Source organism: Streptomyces sp. W1SF4 (assembly GCF_003950035.1).
In the GTDB taxonomy this organism is placed as follows: domain Bacteria; phylum Actinomycetota; class Actinomycetes; order Streptomycetales; family Streptomycetaceae; genus Streptomyces; species Streptomyces racemochromogenes.
Map to the genome: position 1 here is coordinate 97077 of NZ_CP034352.1, position 18324 is coordinate 115400.

Annotated in this window: 2 protein-coding genes; both read right to left on the reverse strand. The window is 76.1% G+C overall.

Translation table 11 applies throughout. The features are described from left to right. Nucleotides 1-122 precede the first annotated feature (122 nt). Entirely contained in the window at nt 123-6998 is a 6876-nt protein-coding gene (locus D1J60_RS38800; RefSeq protein WP_125824791.1) for a type I polyketide synthase, read from the reverse strand. A 31-nt stretch (nt 6999-7029) separates the two neighbouring features. Further along, nucleotides 7030-18276, reverse strand: a complete 11247-nt coding sequence (locus D1J60_RS36415; RefSeq protein WP_125824792.1) for a type I polyketide synthase — start codon at nt 18274-18276, stop codon at nt 7030-7032. Nucleotides 18277-18324: the final 48 nt, after the last annotated feature.

Genomic DNA, 18324 nt, shown 5'->3' on the forward strand with positions numbered 1-18324 from the left:
GGCGTGACCGTAGGCGGATGGCTTAAAGCCGCGCTTAAGACACCGGGCGGGCGGGCCCCCGAACGCGTCCACCCCCGGCGTCAGGACCGGGGGTGGACGGGTACCGGGGGTGTGCGGACGGCTCAGCCGAAGATCCAGAACCGTTCGCGCTGGAAGGGGTAGGTCGGCAGGTCCACGCGGCGGGCGCCGCTGCCCTCGAAGACCGCGGCCCAGTCGACGGGCTCGCCGGCGCTGTGGAAGGCCGCGGCGAGGGCCAGCGGCCCACCGGCCGCCGGGTCCGGGGACGGTACGGGGGCGGGGGCCGGGGCGGCGGTGAGGGCCTCGGCGAGGCCCTCGGCCCAGTCCTCGCCGAGCGGTTCGCCGGAGTCGGCGTCCAGGAGGGCGATTTCCGGCCGTGCGGCGCCCGTCACCCGGGGCTCTCCCCCGTCGGCGAGGGCGGCCAGCACCTCGACGGCCTGTTCCAGGGTGAGCGCGCCCGCCACGTGCGCGGCGGCGAGCCGGCCGGGGCCGGACACGAGCAGCGCCTGCGGGGCCAGGCCCCAGCTCTCGTACAGCCGGAACAGGGCCACCTCCTCGGCGAAGGCCTCGGCCGCGGCCGGGAAGGGCGCCGCCAGCCGGACGTCGAGGTGTGCGCGTACGGCGTCCCAGGCGTCGGCGAAGACGGGCCGGGCCGCGTACAGGGCGTCCGCGAGGCCGCGTACGGTCCCGGTGAACGCGATCCGCGCGGTGCCTTCCGTGACGGCCCCGGGGTGTTCCCCGCCCCGCTCGACGGCGGCCAGCGCCGCGAGGAGCTCCTCGCGCCCGGCGGCGAGCAGCACGGCCCGGTGTTCGAAGGCGGCCCGGCCGGTGGCCAGGGTGAAGCCGACGTCGGCGGGGTCGAGGGCGGGGTCCTCGGCGAGTGCGGCGCCGATGCGCGCCGCCTGCGCCCGCAGCGCCCGCGGGGTGCGGCCGGAGAGCGGGACCGCGATCGTGTCCGGGGTGGTGCGGGCCGGGGCGGCGGGGGCCGGCTCCGGGGCGGGCGGTGCTTCGAGGATCAGGTGGGCCTGGGTGCCGCTGGCGCCGAGCGAGGAGACGCCGGCCCGGCGCGGGCGGCCGGTCTCCGGCCACGGGGTGGGTTCGGTGACCAGGCGGACGGCCCCCGCGGACCAGTCCACGCGGCTCGTGGGCTCCTTGACGTTCAGCATCGGCGGGAGCAGGCCGTGGCCCAGGGACAGCACCGTCTTGATGACGCCGGTGACGCCGGAGGCGGACTGGGGGTGGCCGATGTTGGACTTGACGGTCGACAGCAGCAGCGGCCGGTCGGCCGGGCGGTCCTGGCCGTACGTCGCCAGCAGGGCCTCCGCCTCGATGGCGTCGCCGAGCGGGGTTCCGGTGCCGTGGCCCTCGACCGCGTCGACGTCCGGGGCGCTCAGGCCGGCGTCGGCCAGGGCCTGCCGGATGAGGCGCTGCTGGGAGCTGCCGCTGGGGGCGGTCAGGCCGTTGCCGGCGCCGTGGTGGTTGACGGCCGAGCCCCGTACGACGGCCAGGACCGGGTGGCCCAGGCGGCGCGCCCGGGAGAGGCGTTCGACGAGCACCATGCCGGCGCCCTCGCCCCAGCCGGTGCCGTCGGCGTCCTCGGAGAACGGCTTGCAGCGGCCGTCTTCGGCGGCGCCGCCCATGTGGTGCCAGGCGACGGGGGCGGACAGGACGGTGACGCCGCCCGCGAGGGACATCGCGCACTCGCCGCGCCGGACCGACTGGACGGCCAGGTGCAGGGCGACGCCGGACGAGGAGCAGCCGGTGTCGACGGTGAGGGTCGGGCCGTGGATGTCGAGGGCGTAGGCGACGCGTCCGGAGGCGATGGCCGGGGCGATGCCGCTGCCGAAGTGGGGTTCGCTCTCCTCGGGGATCCGCTCGGTGGGCAGGAAGCCCTGGTAGCCGACGCCGATGTAGAGGCCGATCTGCTCGTCGGTGAGGCCGCGGGGGTCGACGCCGGCGCGCTCGAACGCCTCCCACGCGGTTTCGAGGAGGATCCGCTGCTGGGGGTCCATCACGAGGGCCTCGGCCTCGGAGATGCCGAAGAAGGCGGCGTCGAACTCGCCGATGCCGCGCAGCAGTCCGGCCTGGTCGAGGGTCTTGACGGCCTGGAAGCCCTCCTCGCCCGCGTCATCGGCTCCCGCGGGGAGGTCGGCGATGCGCCAGCCGCGGTCGCGCGGCAGGTCCCCGACGAGGTCCTCGCCCTCGGAGACGGCCCGCCACAGCTGTTCGGGGGTCTCGATGCCGCCGGGCAGGCGGCAGCTCATGCCGACGATGACGACCGGGTCGTCGTCCTCGGCGGCGTCGTGGCCGGCGGCGGGTGCGGTCGTGTCCTGCTCGCCGGTGCCCAGGAGTTCGGCGCCGAGGAACCGGGCGAGGGCGGCCGGGTTCGGGTGGTCGTAGACCAGGGTCGCGGGCAGGGTCAGTCCGGTCGCGGCGGTGAGCCGGTTGCGCAGTTCGACGACGGTGAGGGAGTCGAAGCCGAGTTCCTTGAAGGCCCGGCCGGCCTCGACGGCTTCGCCGGAGGCGTGCCCGAGGACGGCGGCCGCCTGGGCCCGTACGAGGTCGGTCAGCAGGGTGGTGCGCTCGCCGGGGGTGGCCGCGCGCAGGTCGCGGACGAGGTCGGAGGAGGACTCGTCGACGGGCTGGGGGGCGGGGGGCGCGGTCTGCGGCACGAGGTCGGTGAGCAGGGGGCTGGGGCGTTCGGAGGTGAAGCCGGGCGCGAAGCGGGTCCAGTCGACGTCGGCGACGGCGACGAACGCCTCGTCGTGCTCGACGGCCTGGACCATGGCGTCCAGGGCGGCCCGCGGGTCCATCTCGAGGACGCCGCGGCGGCGCATGTACTCCTGTGCTCCCTCCAGTTCCATCATGCCGCCGCCGCCCCAGGCACCCCAGGCGACGGAGGTGGCGGTCAGGCCGCGGGCCCTGCGCCGTTCGGCGAGCGCGTCGAGGTAGGCGTTGGCGGAGGCGTAGGCGGTGTGCCGGGCGGCTCCCCAGACGCCGGAGTTGGAGGAGAAGAGGACGAAGGCGTCGAGGCCGGTGCCGTCGAGGAGGGCGTCGAGGTGGTCGGCCCCGGCCACCTTGGCGGCCGACAGCTGTTCGAACTCGGCGGCGGTGGTCTCGGTGCCGAGGGTGTACTGGGGTACGCCGACGGCGTGGACGACGGCGGTCAGCGGCTGCTCGGCGGGGATGGCGTCGAGGACCGCCTTGAGCTGGTCGCGGTCGGATACGTCGCAGGCGGGGATGGTGACGTCGGCGCCCAGGGCGCGGATCTCGGCGGCGAGTTCGGCCGCTCCGGGGGCGTCGGCGCCGCGCCGGCTGGTGAGGACGAGGTGGGCGGCGCCGGTGGCCGCGAGGCGGCGCGCGACCTGTGCGCCGACGCCTCCGGTGCCGCCGGTGACCAGGACCGTCCCGGACGGCTCCCAGCGGCGGACCGGCTCGCGGTCGCCCAGGGGGGCGCGCACCAGGCGGCGGCCGAGGACGCCGCTGGTGCGGACGGCGACCTGGTCCTCGTCGCCGTAGCCGCCGGCCAGGACCTTCGCGAGCCGGTCGAGCGCGCGCTGGTCCAGGGTGGCCGGCAGGTCGACGAGGCCGCCCCAGGTGGCGGGCTGTTCGAGGGCGACGACCCGGCCGAGGCCCCAGACGCGGGCCTGTGCCGGTACGGCGGGGGCGTCGGCCCGGCCGGCGGCGACGGCTCCCCGGGTGGCGGCCCAGTGCCGGGCGGTGATCCCGGCGTCGGTCAGGGCCTGGACGAGGACGTGGGTGCCGGTGGCGCCGGCCGCCTCGTCGAGGCCGAGGAGGGAGAGGACGCCGCCGAGGCCGGGCAGGGCGGCGGTGGCCTCGCCGAGCCGATCCGCGAGCGCTCGGCGGTCGGCGGTGGCGGGGTCGGTCTCCAGGACGACGGTCTCGACGCCGTGGGCCGCGAGGCCCGCGGCGACGGTGCCGGCCACGCCGTGGGCGGCGGGCGGGGTGACGATCAGCCAGGTGCCGGCCGGGGCGGTGGGGGCGGGGGCCGCGGTCAGCGGGGTCCAGGCGGCCTTGTAGCGCCAGGAGTCGAGGGTGGCGCGGGCCTGCTGTCCGCGCCGCCAGGTGGCGAGGGCGGGCAGCAGCTCGCCGAGGGCGCGGCGCTCTTCGAGGGCGAGGGTGCCGGCCAGGGCTTCCAGGTCCTCGGCCTCGACGGCCGCCCAGAACCGGGCCTCGGTCTCGTCGGCGGTGCCGGGGCCGGTGGCGGGGCCGGTGCCGGGCGCCTCGGGGCGGACGGGAGCGGGCTTGAGCCAGTAGCTCTGGCGCTGGAAGGCGTACGTGGGCAGGGCGACGGTGGTGGCGTCCCGGCCGGTGAGGACGGAGGTCCAGTCGACGTCGACGCCGCGGGTCCAGGCGGTGGCGAGGGAGGTGCAGAAGCGGGTCAGGCCGCCCTCGCCGCGGCGCAGGGTGCCCGTGGCCAGGACGTCGGCGCCCGCGTCCTCGGCGGTCTCCACCAGCCCGTACGTGAGGACCGGGTGCGCGCTCGACTCCACGAAGGCCCGGAACCCGTCCGCGAGGAGGGAGCGGACGACGGGCTCGAACGACACCGGCCGGCGGCAGTTCTCGTACCAGTACGCGGCCGTCAGCTCGGGCCCTTCCAGCACCTCACCGGTCACGGTGGAGTACAGCGGGACCGAACCCGTTCGGGGCTCCACGAAGCCCAGCAGGTCCAGGATCCGCTCCTTGAGGGGCTCCACCTGGGCGCAGTGGGAGGCCACCGTGGACGGCACGATCTTGGCCCGGACCCCGTCGGCCTCCATGGCGGCGACCAGCTCCTCCAGCGGGGCCACCTCACCGGCCACGGTGACCGTACGCGGGCCGTTGACACCGGCGATGGACAGCGCGTCCCCGTACGGGGCGATGCGCGTTCCGGCCTCGGCTCGGGAGAGGGAGACGGAGGCGACGGCGCCGTTGCCGACGAGCTCGTCGGCGAAGAGCTGCGAGCGGAGCACGGCCACCTTCGCACCGTCCTCCAGCGACAGCGCGCCCGAGACGACGGCCGCCGCGATCTCACCCTGCGAATGACCGACCACCGCGTCGGGCACCACGCCCGCCGCACGCCACAGCTCCGCGAGGGAGACCATCACGGTGAACAGGACCGGCTGGAGCACCTCGATCCGGGTCAGAGCCTCCCCGTCACCACGCAGCACCTCCTCCACCGACCAGTCGACGTGCGCCTCCACGGCCGCCGCGACCTCCGCGAAACGAGCCGCGAACACCGGGGAGGAATCCAGCAGTTCGACACCCATCCCGGCCCACTGGGAGCCCTGCCCGGGGAAGACGAACACCGTCTTGCCGCCCGCGTCCGCGACGCCCGCCGCGGCGGGCGCGTCGAGGGCGGAAAGGAGTTCCTCGCGGGTGGAGCCGAACGCCACGGACCGGTGGTCGAACGCCGACCGGGTCGCGGCCAGGGAGAGCGCCACGTCCTGGGGCCGCAGTGTCGCGTCGGAGCGGACGAACTGCCGCAGGCGGGCGGTCTGCGCGGTCAGCGCGGCGGCCCCCTTGCCGGACAGCGGCCACGGGAGCGGTCCGCCGGTGCCCAGCACCGGGGCGGCGGCGGGGTCTTCCTGCCGCTCGGCGGCCGCGGGGGCCCCGGCAGGCTCGGGGGCGGCTTCGAGGATGGCGTGCGCGTTGGTGCCGCTGAGGCCGAAGGAGGACACGGCGGCCCGGCGCGGGTGGCCGGTCTCGGGCCAGGGCCGGGACTCCAGCAGCAGTTCGACGTCGCCGGCGGCCCAGTCGATGTGCGGGGAGGGCGCGTCCACGTGCAGGGTCTTGGGGAGCACGCCGTGGCGCAGCGACATGACGGTCTTGATGACGCCGCCGACGCCGGCCGCGGCCTGGGTGTGCCCGATGTTGGACTTGATGGAGCCGAGCCACAGCGGCTGTCCGTCGGGGCGGCCGCGCCCGTAGGTGGCGAGCAGGGCGTTGGCCTCGATGGGGTCGCCGAGGGTGGTGCCGGTGCCGTGGGCCTCGACCGCGTCGACCTGGTCGGGGGTGAGGCGGGCGTTGGCGAGGGCGGCCCGGATGACGCGCTGCTGGGCCTTGCCGCTGGGGGCGGTGAGGCCGTTGCTGGCGCCGTCCTGGTTGATGGCGGAGCCCCGGATGACGGCGAGGACCTCGTGGCCGTTGCGGCGTGCGTCGGAGAGCTTCTCCAGCAGGACCAGGCCGACGCCCTCGGAGAAGGAGGTCCCGTCGGCGCCGGCCGCGAACGCCTTGCAGCGGCCGCTGAAGGCCATGACGCCCTGGGCGCTGAAGCCCACGAACAGGCCGGGGGACGCCATCACGGTGACCCCGCCGGCCAGGGCGAGCGAGCACTCGCCCTGGCGCAGCGCCTGGGCCGCGAGGTGCACGGCGACCAGGGAGGAGGAGCACGCGGTGTCGATGGTGACGGCGGGGCCCTCGAAGCCGTACGTGTAGGAGAGCCGGCCGGAGATCACACTGGCCACGGAGCCGGTGACGAGGTGTCCCTCGGCGCCCTCGGCCTCGTCTCCGAGGCTCTGGGCGTACGAGGGCTGGGAGGCGCCGATGTAGACGCCGGTCTGGGTGCCCTTGAGCCGGACCGGGTCGATGCCGGCCCGCTCCAGCGCCTCCCACGAGGCCTCCAGCAGCAGCCGCTGCTGCGGGTCCATGGCGAGGGCCTCGCGCGGGGAGATCCCGAAGAACGCGGCGTCGAACTCGTCGACGTCGGGGACGAACGCGGCTTCCCGGACCGTTCCCGTGTCGCCGAGGTCCCAGCCGCGGTTGTCGGGAAAGCCGGAGACGGCGTCCCCCTCCTCGGCGACGAACTCCCAGAGGTCTTCGGGGGATTCGATGCCGCCGGGGAAGCGGCAGCTCATGGCGACGACGGCGATGGGCTCGTGCGCGGCGTCCACCAGGTGCTGGTTCTGCCGGCGCAGCCGTTCCGTCTCCGTCAGCGACGCCCGCAGCGCTTCGACGACCTTTTCCGAGGGGGTGCTCATGGGTGTGATCTCCGGATCTCGTCTTCGCGTATCAGTGGTGGTCGCCGTCCAGGGCCAGGGACACGAGATCGTCGAGGTCCATCGTGGCGATCGAGTCCTCCCGTGCCCCGGTGTGGTCGGACGTGGGCGGTTCGGCCGCCGGGCTGCCCGCCAGCCGCAGCAGCGTGTCGAGGACGCCCGCTTCGCTCAGCCGGGCCAGCGGGAGGGTGGCGAGGGCCCGCCTCAGGTGTGCCTCGTCGACCGGTGCGTCCGCGCCCGCCTGGCCGGCCGCGGTGTCCGTCGCCGCGGTCTGCGGGGCGAGTTCGTCCCGGAGGTGGTCCGCCAGTTCGACCGGGGTGGGGTGGTCGAAGACGATGGTCGCGGGCAGCCGCAGTCCGGTGGCCGCGCCGAGCCGGTTGCGCAGTTCGACGGCGGTCAGCGAGTCGAAGCCGAGCTCCTTGAAGGCCCGGTCGGCCTCGACGGATCCGGTGCCGGAGTGGCCGAGGACGGCCGCCACGTTGGTCCGTACGAGGTCGAGCAGCACGCCCCGGCGGCGCTCGGCGGAGAGCCCGGCGAGCTTGCGCAGGAGCGCGGAGCCGTCCGGTTCCGTCGCGGCGGCACCTCCCGCGGCCCGGCGCACCGGGGTGCGGACGAGGGAGCGGTACAGGGCGGGGAGTTCGGCCCCGCCGGCGGAGTCGCGCAGTGCGGCCGGGTCGAGCCGGACGGGGACGCTCAGCGCCTCGTCCCGGTCCACGGCGGCGTCGAACAGGGCGAGGCCCTGCTCCGCGGTGAGCGGGGTGACGCCGCCGCGGCCGAACCGGGCCAGGTCGGTGTCGTCGAGGCCGGAGGTGAGCTCGCTGGTCTGGTGCCACATGCCCCAGGCGAGGGAGGTGGCGGGCAGGCCCTGGGCCCGGCGGTGGTGGGCGAGGGCGTCCAGGTAGGTGTTGGCGGCGGCGTAGTTGGCCTGGCCGGAGTTGCCGGTGACGCCCGCGGCCGAGGAGTAGAGCACGAACCGGCTCAGGTCCAGGTCGCGGGTGAGCTCGTGGAGGTTCCACGCGGCGTCCGTCTTGGGCCGCATGGCGCGCTCCATGCGTGCGGGGGTGAGCGAGGCGAAGACGCCGTCGTTGACGACCCCGGCCGCGTGGACCACACCGGTCAGTGGCCGGTCGGCGGGGATGGCGGCGAGGAGTGCCGCCAGGGCGTCGCGGTCGGCGGCGTCGCAGGCGACGGCCTCGGCCGTGGCGCCCGACTCGGCGATCCGGGCGACGAGTTCGGCCGCGCCGGGGGCGTCGGGGCCGCGCCGGCCGGCGAGCAGCAGGTGCCGTACGCCGTGGTGGGTGACGAGGTGCTCGGCGAGCAGCGCGCCGAGGGTGCCGGTGCCGCCGGTGATGAGGACGGTGCCGGCCGGGTCCCAGCCCTGCGGGACGGTGAGGACGATCTTGCCGGTGTGCTTGGCCTGGCTCATGAAGCGGAACGCCTCGGGCGCCCGCCGGATGTCCCAGGTGCGGGTGGGCAGCGGCCGCAGTCCGTCCGTCTCGAACAGGTCCGCCAGTTCGGTGAGCATGGCGGCGGTGCGCCGCGGACCGGCCTCGGCCAGGTCGAAGCGCCGGTAGTGGACGCCCGGGTGGTCCTGGGCGACCTGTCCGGCGTCGCGGACGTCGGTGGCGCCGAGCTCGACGAAGCGGCCGCCGCGCGGCAGCAGCCGCAGCGAGGCGTCGACGAGGTCCCCGGCCAGGCAGTCCAGGACGACGTCCATGCCCTCGCCGCCGGTGGCGGCGGCGAAGTGCTCCTCGAAGGAGGCGTCGCGGGAGGAGGCGATGCGGGCGTCGTCGAGTCCGGCCGCGCGCAGCGCGTCCCACTTGCCCTCGCTCGCCGTGCCGTACACCTCGGCGCCCAGGTGGCGGGCGATCTGCACGGCCGCCGAACCGACACCGCCGGCGGCGGCGTGCACGAGCACCCGCTCCCCCGCCTTCAGGCCGGCCAGGTCCACGAGCGCGTAGTACGCGGTGAGGAACGCGGCGGGCACGGAGGCGGCCTTCTCGAAGGACCAGCCCTCGGGTACGCGGGTCACCATCTGGGCGTCGGCCACCGCGAGCGGGCCGAAGGCGTACGGCACCATGCCCATCACGCGGTCGCCCGGGGTGAGGCCGGTGACGCCCGGGCCGGTCTCGACGACCACGCCGGCCGCCTCGCAGCCCATGAACCCGCCGCCCGGGTACATCCCGAGGGAGACCAGGACGTCGCGGAAGTTGAGGCCGGCGGCGTGCACGGCGATGCGCACCGCCCCCTCGGGCAGCGGTCCGGCCGCCTCGGGCCGGGGCAGCAGGGCCAGGTGGTCGAGGGTTCCGGCGGCGGTGGTGTCCAGGGCCCAGGCGGCGGCGTCCGGGACCGGCAGGGCGGTGCCCGAGCCGGCCCGGACCAGGCGCGGGGCGAGGGCGGTGCCGGCGCGCAGCGCGGTCTGCGGCTCGTCGTGGACGAGGGCCGCGGCGACCGCGCCCCGCAGGGCGGCGGCCGACTCGCCGGTGGTGTCGAGGTCGGCGATCAGGAGCCGGCCGGGGTTCTCGGCCTGCGCGGAGCGGATCAGCCCCCAGGCGGGTGAGTGCGCGAGGCCGGTGGCGTCCTCGCCGGTACGGGTGGCCACGGCGCCGTGGGTGAGGACGACCAGCCGGGATCCGGCGAAGCGTTCCCCGGCGACCCACTCCTGCACGGTGGCGAGCAGGGCGGCCGCGTCGGCGTGGACCCGCTCGAGGGCGCCGTCGGGGGCCGGGGCCGCGGCCGGGTCCCCGTACGGCAGGACCACGGTCTGCGGCAGGGCCGTGCCGCCGGCGGCGGCGAGGGCCGCGAGGTCCTCGTACCGGTCGACGGCGGCGCCCGCGCCCTGCAGGGCGGCCGCGATGCCGGCCGTGTCGGAGCCGAGGACGGCCCAGTTCCCGGCGGCGGAGGCGTCGGCCCCGGCGGGCAGTTCCGTCCAGTCGAGGCGGAACAGGCCGTCGGTGGCGCCGTCGCCGCCCTGGCGCAGGGTGGCCGTGTCGACGGGGCGCAGGACGAGCGCGTCGACGGTGGCGACCGGTGCGCCGGCGGCGTCGCTGACGTCCACCGCGATGGTGTCGGTGCCCGCCGCGCTGACACGGACGCGCAGGGTGCCGGCGCCGGCCGCGTGGAGGCTGACGCCGCTCCAGGCGAAGGGCAGCCGGGCCTGGCCGGTCAGCTCGATGAACCGGCCGAGCCGCATGGCGTGCAGCGCGGCGTCGAGCAGGGCGGGGTGCAGGAGGTAGCGGGCCGCTTCGGGCTGGTGGCTGTCGGGCAGCGCGACCTCGGCGAACACGTCCCCGGTGGATTCCTGGCGCCAGGCGGCGCGCAGGCCCTGGAAGGCCGGGCCGAACTGGTAGCCGGTCTCGGCAGCGGCGGCGTAGAAGCCGTCGAGGTCGACGGGTTCGGCGCCGGCGGGCGGCCAGGAGGTCAGGTCGTGGCCGGGGGTACGGACGTCCCGTGCCAGGACACCGCTGGCGTGGCGGGTCCAGGGCAGGTCGGCGGGTGCGTCCTCGGCGCGGGAGTGGATGGTGACGGGGCGGGTGCCGGCGGGGCCGTCGGGGCCGACGAGCACCTGGAGGTGGACGCCGCCGCGGGCCGGGAGGACCAGTGGTGCTTCGAGGGTGAGCTCGTCCAGCAGGGTGAAGCCGGCTTCGTCGCCGGCGCGGACGGCCAGTTCGACGAAGGCGGTGCCGGGGAGGATCGGCGTGCCGGACACCGCGTGGTCGGCGAGCCAGGACTGGGTGTCGGGGGCGATCCGGCCGGTGAACAGCAGGCCTTCGCCGCCCGCGAGGGCGACGGCCGCGCCGAGCATCGGGTGCCCGGCGTCGGAGAGCCCGAAGCCGGTGGCGTCTCCGGAGTAGGGCGGGAGCGGCTCGGGCCAGAAGGGCTCGTTCTGGAAGGCGTACGTGGGCAGGTCGACGCGCGCGGCGTCCTGGCCGGCGTAGACGGCGTCCCAGTCGACGGGGGCGCCGTGGGTCCAGGCTTCGGCGAGGGAGGCCAGGAAGCGCTGGGCGCCGCCTTCGTCGCGGCGCAGGGTGCCGAGGGTGACGGCTGAGGTGCCGGCGGCGTCGATGGTCTCCTGGACGCCGATGGTGAGCACCGGGTGGGCGCTGGCCTCGACGAAGACCTTGTGGCCGCGCTCCAGGAGCCCGGCGACGGCGTCCTGGAAGCGGACGGTCTGGCGGAGGTTGGTGTACCAGTACTCGGCGTCCAGCTCCGACCCGTCGGCCCATTCGCCGGTGACGGTCGAGAAGAACGGGACCTCGGCGGTGCGCGGCTCGATGCCCGCCAGGAGGGAGAGGACCTCGTCGCGGATCGACTCCACCTGCGGGCCGTGCGAGGCGTAGTCCACGTTGATCCGGCGGGCCCGGACACCGTCGGCCTCGCAGGCGGCGAGGAGTTCGTCCAGCGCGTCCGGATCACCCGAAACCACCGTCGACTGCGGGCCGTTGACGGAGGCCAGCGCGAGGCGCTCGCCCCAGGCGGAGATGCGTTCCGCCACCGCGTCGGCGGTGGCGGCGACGGACATCATGCCGCCCTTGCCCGCCAGCGCGAGCAGTGCCTTGGCGCGCAGCGCGGACACCTTCGCCGCGTCCTCCAGGGACAGGGCACCCGAGACGGCGGCCGCGGCGATCTCACCCTGGGAGTGGCCGACGACCGCCGCCGGGACGACGCCGACGGCGCGCCACAGCTCGGCCAGGGAGACCATTACGGCCCACAGGGCGGGCTGGACCACGTCGACGCGGTCGAAGCCGGGGGCGCCGTCCTTCTGGCGCAGGACGTCCAGCAGGGACCAGTCGGTGTGCGGGGTCAGGGCGCGCTCGCAGTCGTCGAGGCGCGCGGCGAAGGCCGGCGAGGAGTCGTACAGCTCCACCGCCATCCCAGCCCACTGGGAGCCCTGCCCGGGGAAGACGAACACCGGGCGGCCGGTGCCCTTGACGACGGCGCCCTCGGTGACGCCGACGGCGGGCGTGCCCTCGGCCAGGGCGGTGAGCCCGGCGAGGAGTCCGGTGCGGTCGTCGGCCTGGACCGCGGCACGGCGTTCCAGGGCGGCCCGGGTGGTGGCCAGCGACCAGGCGACGTCCACGGGGCGCGGCGCGCCGGCGGCGTCGGCAGCGGCGAACTCCCGCAGCCGGCCGGCCTGGGCGTGCAGGGCGGCCGTGCCGCGTCCGGAGACGATCCAGGGCAGTGCGGCGGCCGGGAAGGCCGGGACGGCGGGGACGCGGGCAAGCTCCTCGGCGGGCGGCGCCTGCTCCAGTACGACGTGGACGTTGGTGCCGCTGCCGCCGAAGGAGGAGACGCCGGCGCGGCGGGGGCGGCCCGTCTCGGGCCACGGCCGGGCCTCGGTCAGCAGTTCCACGGCGCCCGAGGACCAGTCGATCTCGCGGGACGGCTCGGCCACGTGGAGGGTCTTGGGCAGCACGCCGTGACGCAGCGCCATGACGGTCTTGATGACGCCGGCGACGCCGGAGGCGGCCTGGGAGTGGCCCAGGTTGGACTTGAGGGAGCCGAGCCACAGGGGCTGGTCGGCGGTGTGGGCCCGCCCGTAGGTGGCGAGCAGGGCTCCGGCCTCGATGGGGTCGCCGAGGGTGGTGCCGGTGCCGTGCGCCTCGACCGCGTCGACGTCGGCCGGGTCGAGTCCGGCGTCGGCGAGGGCCGCGCGGATGACGCGCTGCTGGGCGGGGCCGCTGGGGGCGGAGAGGCCGTTGCTGGCGCCGTCCTGGTTGGCGGCCGTACCGCGGATGACGGCCAGGACCTGGTGGCCGTTGGCCTGTGCGTCGGAGAGGCGCTCCAGCATGATCACGCCGACGCCTTCGGACCAGCCGGTGCCGTCGGCGTCCTCGGAGAAGGACTTGCAGCGGCCGGAGGGGGAGAGTCCGCCCTGCTGGCTGAAGCCGATGAAGACGCCGGGCGAGCACATGACCATCGCGCCGCCGGCGAGCGCCATGCGGCAGTCCCCGGTGCGCAGGGCCTGCACGGCGAGGTGCAGGGCGGTCAGGGAGGAGGAGCACATGGTGTCGACGGTGACGGCCGGGCCCTCCAGGCCGAAGGTGTAGGCGAGGCGGCCGGAGGCGACGGCGGCGGAGGCGCCGAACAGCATCTGGCCGTCGGAGCCTTCGGGCATCTTCACGCCGTGGCCGTAGCCGGGGTATCCGGCTCCGATGAACACGCCGGTGCTGCTGCCCTTGAGGGTGTCGGGGTCGAGGCCGGCCCGTTCGAAGACCTCCCAGGCGGTCTCCAGGAGGAGGCGCTGCTGCGGGTCCATGGTGAGGGCCTCGCGGGGGGAGATGCCGAAGAAGCCGGGGTCGAAGTGGGTGGCGGTGTCGACGAAGCCGCCCTCGCGGACGTAGCTCGTACCGGCCTTGGCTCGGTCGGGGTCGTAGAAGCCGTCGAGGTCCCAGCCGCGGTCGGCGGGGAAGCCGCCGATGGCGTCGCGGCCTTCGGAGACGAGCTGCCACATGTCCTCGGGCGAGGTGATTCCGCCGGGGTAGCGGCAGCTCATGGAGACGATGGCGATGGGTTCGTCGGAGGCGACGGCCCGGGTGGCGGCGGCGCCGGCCGCGCCGGCGGTGTCCTCGGCGCCGAGGAGTCCGGTGCGCAGCAGGTCGGCGACGGCCTGCGGGGTGGGGTGGTCGAAGACCATCGTGGCGGGCAGGGTGAGGCCGGTGGCGGCGGTGAGCCTGTTGCGCAGGTCGACGGAGGTCAGCGAGTCGAAGCCGGTGGCCTTGAAGGCGCGTCCGGGTTCGATCGCGTCGAGGGAGGGGTGGCCGAGGACGGCGGCCGCCTCGCGGCGGACCAGGTCGAGCAGGAGGGTGTCCCGCTCGGCTTCGGGGGCCTGCCGCAGGCGGCGGGCGAACTCTGCGGAGGGGCCTTCGTGTCCGTCGGTGTCCTCGTCGGCGCGGGCGGCCCGGGTGGCCTCGCGGGCCTCGGGGATGCCGGTGAGCAGCGGGCTGGGGCGGGTGGCGGTGAAGCCGGGGGCGAAGCGGGTCCAGTCGACGTCGGCGACGGCGACGAACGTCTCGTCGTGCTCGACGGCCTGGAGCAGCGCGGACAGGGCGGTCACCGGGTCCATCTCCAGGACGCCGCGGCGGCTCATGTACTCCTGGGCGCCGGCGGTCTCCATGATGCCGCCGCCGCCCCAGGCGCCCCAGGCGACGGAGGTGGCGGTGAGGCCGCGGGCCCGGCGGCGTTCGGCGAGCGCGTCGAGGTGGGCGTTGGCCGCGGCGTAGGCGGTGTGCCCGGCGGCGCCCCACACGCCGGAGTTGGAGGAGAACAGGACGAAGGCGTCCAGGGCGGTGTCGCCGAGGAGTTCGTCGAGGTGGGTGGCGCCGGCGGCCTTGCCGGCGAGGATCCGCTCGAACTCCTCGGGGGTGACGTCCTCCAGGACGGTGGACTGGGGGACGCCGGCGGCGTGCACGACGGCGGTGAGGGGGGTGGCGGCGGGTACGGCGGCCAGCAGGGCGGCGACCGCGTCGCGGTCGGCGACGTCGCAGGCCACGGCTTCGGCTTCGGCGCCGAGAGCGCGGAGCTCGGTGAGGAGTTCGGCGGCGCCGGGGGCGTCGGGGCCACGGCGGCCGGCCAGGACGAGGCGTTCGGCGCCGGCGGCGGCGAGCCAGCGGGCGACGTGCGCGCCGACTCCGCCGGTGCCGCCGGTGACGAGGACGGTGCCGTGCGGGCGCCAGTCGCGGGCGGGTTCGCGGTCTTCGAGGGCGGCGCGGACGAGGCGGCGGCCGAAGGTGCCGGAGCCGCGTACGGCGATCTGGTCCTCGTCGCCGGCGCCTCCGGCGAGGATCTGGACGAGCCTGGTGAGGGCGCGTTCGTCGGCGTCCTGCGGCAGGTCGACGAGTCCGCCCCAGGCGCGGGGCTGTTCCAGTGCGACGACCCGGCCGAGGCCCCAGACCTGTGCCTGGGCGGGGTCGGGGGCGTCGTCGGAGCGGCCGGTGGAGACGGCGCCGCGGGTCACGGTCCAGAGCCGGGCGCCGGTCACGCCGGCGTCGGTGAGGGCCTGGGCCAGGACGAGGGCGTGCAGGGCGCCGTCGGTGCCGAAACCGGCGAGGGAGAGGACGCCCGTGATCCCGGAGGCGGAGGCGGCGGTGCGGATCAGTTCGGCGAGCGCGGTCCGGTCGGTGCCGGTGGCGCGTACGGTCACCGTCGGGGCGCCGTGCCGGCCGAGCGCGGCGGCGCAGTCGGCGGCGAGGGACTCGTGGGCGGGGCCGGCGGGCAGCACGACCAGCCAGGTGCCGGTCAGCGGCGCGGGGGCGGGCTCGGGGAGGCGCTCCCAGGAGACGCGGTAGCGCCAGGAGTCGACGGTGGAGCGTTCGCGGCGGCGGCGCCGCCAGGAGGACAGGGCGGGCAGGAGTTCGCCGAGGGCGCGGCGCTCCTCCAGGGCGAGGGTGCCGGCGAGGGCTTCGAGGTCCTCGCGTTCGACGGCGTCCCAGAAGCGTGCCTCGGTCTCGTCGGCGGGCGGGGTGCCGCCCGCCCGCTCGGTGGGCGCGGCCGCCTCCAGCCAGTAGCGCTGTTGCTGGAAGGCGTAGGTGGGCAGTTCCACGGGGCGGGGGCCGTGCGGGGCGACGAGTGCCGCCCAGTCGACGGGGGCGCCGTGGACCCAGGCTTCGGCGAGGGAGGTGAGGAAGCGGCGCGGGCCGCCCTCGTCCCGGCGCAGGGAGCCGAGGGTGACGGCGGCGGCGGCCGTGGTGTCGATGGTCTCCTGGACGCCGATGGTCAGCACCGGGTGGGCACTGGCCTCGACGAAGACGCCGTGGCCTTCGGCGAGGAGGGCGCGGACGGCTTCCTCGAAGCGGACGGTGGTGCGCAGGTTGGTGTACCAGTACTCGGCGTCGAGTTCCGTGCCGTCGACGAAGCCGGCGGTGACGGTGGAGAAGAACGGGACCTCGGCGGTGCGCGGGGTGATGCCGGCGAGGAGGCCGAGGACCTCGTCGCGGATGGACTCGACCTGCGCGGAGTGGGAGGCGTAGTCGACGTTGATGCGGCGGGCGCGGACCCCGTCGGCCTCGCAGGCCGCCATCAGCTCGTCCAGCGCGTCCGGGTCTCCGGAGACGACGGTGGAGCGGGGGCCGTTGACGGAGGCCAGCGCGAGGCGCTCGCCCCAGGCGGAGATGCGTTCCGCCACGGCGTCGGCGGTGTCGGCGACGGACACCATGCCGCCCTTGCCCGCCAGGGCCACGATGGCCTTCGCCCGCAGCGCGGACACCTTCGCCGCGTCCTCCAGGGACAGGGCGCCGGACACGGCCGCGGCGGCGATCTCACCCTGCGAGTGCCCGACCACGGCCGCCGGGACGACACCGGCGGCGCGCCACAGCTCGGCGAGGGACACCATCACGGCCCACAGGGCGGGCTGGACGACGTCGACGCGGTCGAAGCCGGGCGCGCCGTCCTCCTGGCGCAGGGCGTCCAGCAGCGACCAGTCCGTGTGCGGGGCCAACGCCTCGGCGCAGGCGTCGAGGCGGGCCGCGAACACCGGCGAGGCCTCGTACAGTTCCACGGCCATGCCCACCCACTGGGATCCCTGGCCGGGGAAGACGAGGACGGTCCCGGAGCCGGGCAGGGTGGCGCCCTGGACGACGGTGGCGGCGCCGGGCGCGGCGTCGGCGAGGGCGGACAGGCCCTCCTGGAAGCCGTGGTCGCCGACGGCGACGACCACGGCGCGCTGCTCCAGGGCGGCGCGGGTGGTGGCCAGGGAGTGGGCGACGTCGGCGGGGCCGGGCGCGTCCTCGCGGGCGGCGAAGGCGCGCAGCCGGCCGGCCTGGGCGCGCAGGGCGCCCGGGGTGTGGCCGGAGAGGACCCACGGGATCAGCGGGGTGGCCAGGACCGCCGGGGCGGCGGAGGGGGCGACGGGGGCGGATTGGGGGCCGTCGGGGGCGGCGTCCTGTTCGAGGATGACGTGGGCGTTGGTGCCGCCGACGCCGAAGGCGGAGACGCCCGCGCGGCGCGGGCCGCCGTCGCGGGGGGTCCACTCGACGGGTTCGCGCAGCAGCCGTACGGAGCCGGACGACCAGTCGACCTGGCTGGTGGGCGCGTCGACGTGGAGGGTGCGGGGCAGCAGGCCGTGGCGCATGGCCATGACCATCTTCATCACGCCGGCCATGCCGGCGGCGGCCTGGGTGTGGCCGATGTTGGACTTGACGGAGCCGAGCCACAGCGGCCGGTCCTCGGGGCGGTTCCTGCCGTAGGTGGCGAGCAGGGCCTGGGCCTCGATGGGGTCGCCGAGGGTGGTGCCGGTGCCGTGCGCCTCGACGGCGTCGACGTCGGCGGCGGTGACGCGGGCGTTGGCGAGGGCCTGCTTGATGACGCGGACCTGGGAGGGGCCGTTGGGGGCGGTCAGGCCGTTGCTGGCGCCGTCCTGGTTGACGGCCGAGCCGCGGATGACGGCGAGGACCTCGTGGCCGTTGCGCCGGGCGTCGGAGAGCCGCTCCAGCAGCAGGACGCCGATGCCCTCGGCGAAGCCGGTGCCGTCGGCGGAGTCGGCGAAGGCCTTGCAGCGGCCGTCGGCGGCGAGGCCGCGCTGGCGGCTGAACTCGACGAACAGGCCGGGGGTGGACATGACGGTGACGCCGGCGGCCAGGGCGAGGGAGCACTCGTCCTGGCGCAGGGCCTGCACGGCCAGGTGCAGGGCGACGAGCGAGGAGGAGCAGGCGGTGTCGACGGTGACGGCCGGGCCCTCCAGCCCGAAGGTGTAGGCGAGGCGGCCGGAGACGACGGCGGCCGCGCTGCCCGTGCCGAGGTAGCCCTCGACGTCGTCGGGGACGGAGTCGAGGTCGGTGGCGTAGCTGGAGGAGGAGGCGCCGACGAACACGCCGGTGCGGCTGCCCTTGAGCGAGGTCGGGTCGTATCCGGCGCGCTCCAGGACCTCCCAGCCGGCCTCCAGCAGCAGCCGCTGCTGCGGGTCCATGGCGAGGGCCTCGCGCGGGGAGATGCCGAACAGCTGCGCGTCGAAGCCGGGGACGTCCTGGAGGAAGCCGCCCTGCTTGGTGTACGAGGTGCCGATCCGGTCGGGGTCGGGGTCGTAGAGGGCGTCGAGGTCCCAGCCGCGGTCCTCGGGGAAGCCGCCGATGCCGTCGCGGCCGTCGGCGACGAGGTCCCACAGCTGTTCGGGGGTGGTGACCTGCCCGGGGAAGCGGCAGGCCATGCGGACGACGGCCACGGGCTCGGGCTCTTCGAGCTCCTTGACGCGCCGGCGCGCGTTGCGCAGGTCGGCGGTGGCCCGCTTCAGATATTCGCGGAGCTTGTCTTCATTGTTCGTGCTCAACGTCACTCACCTACCGGGAACGGGAAGCCAACACGGCGCGGTCGTTGC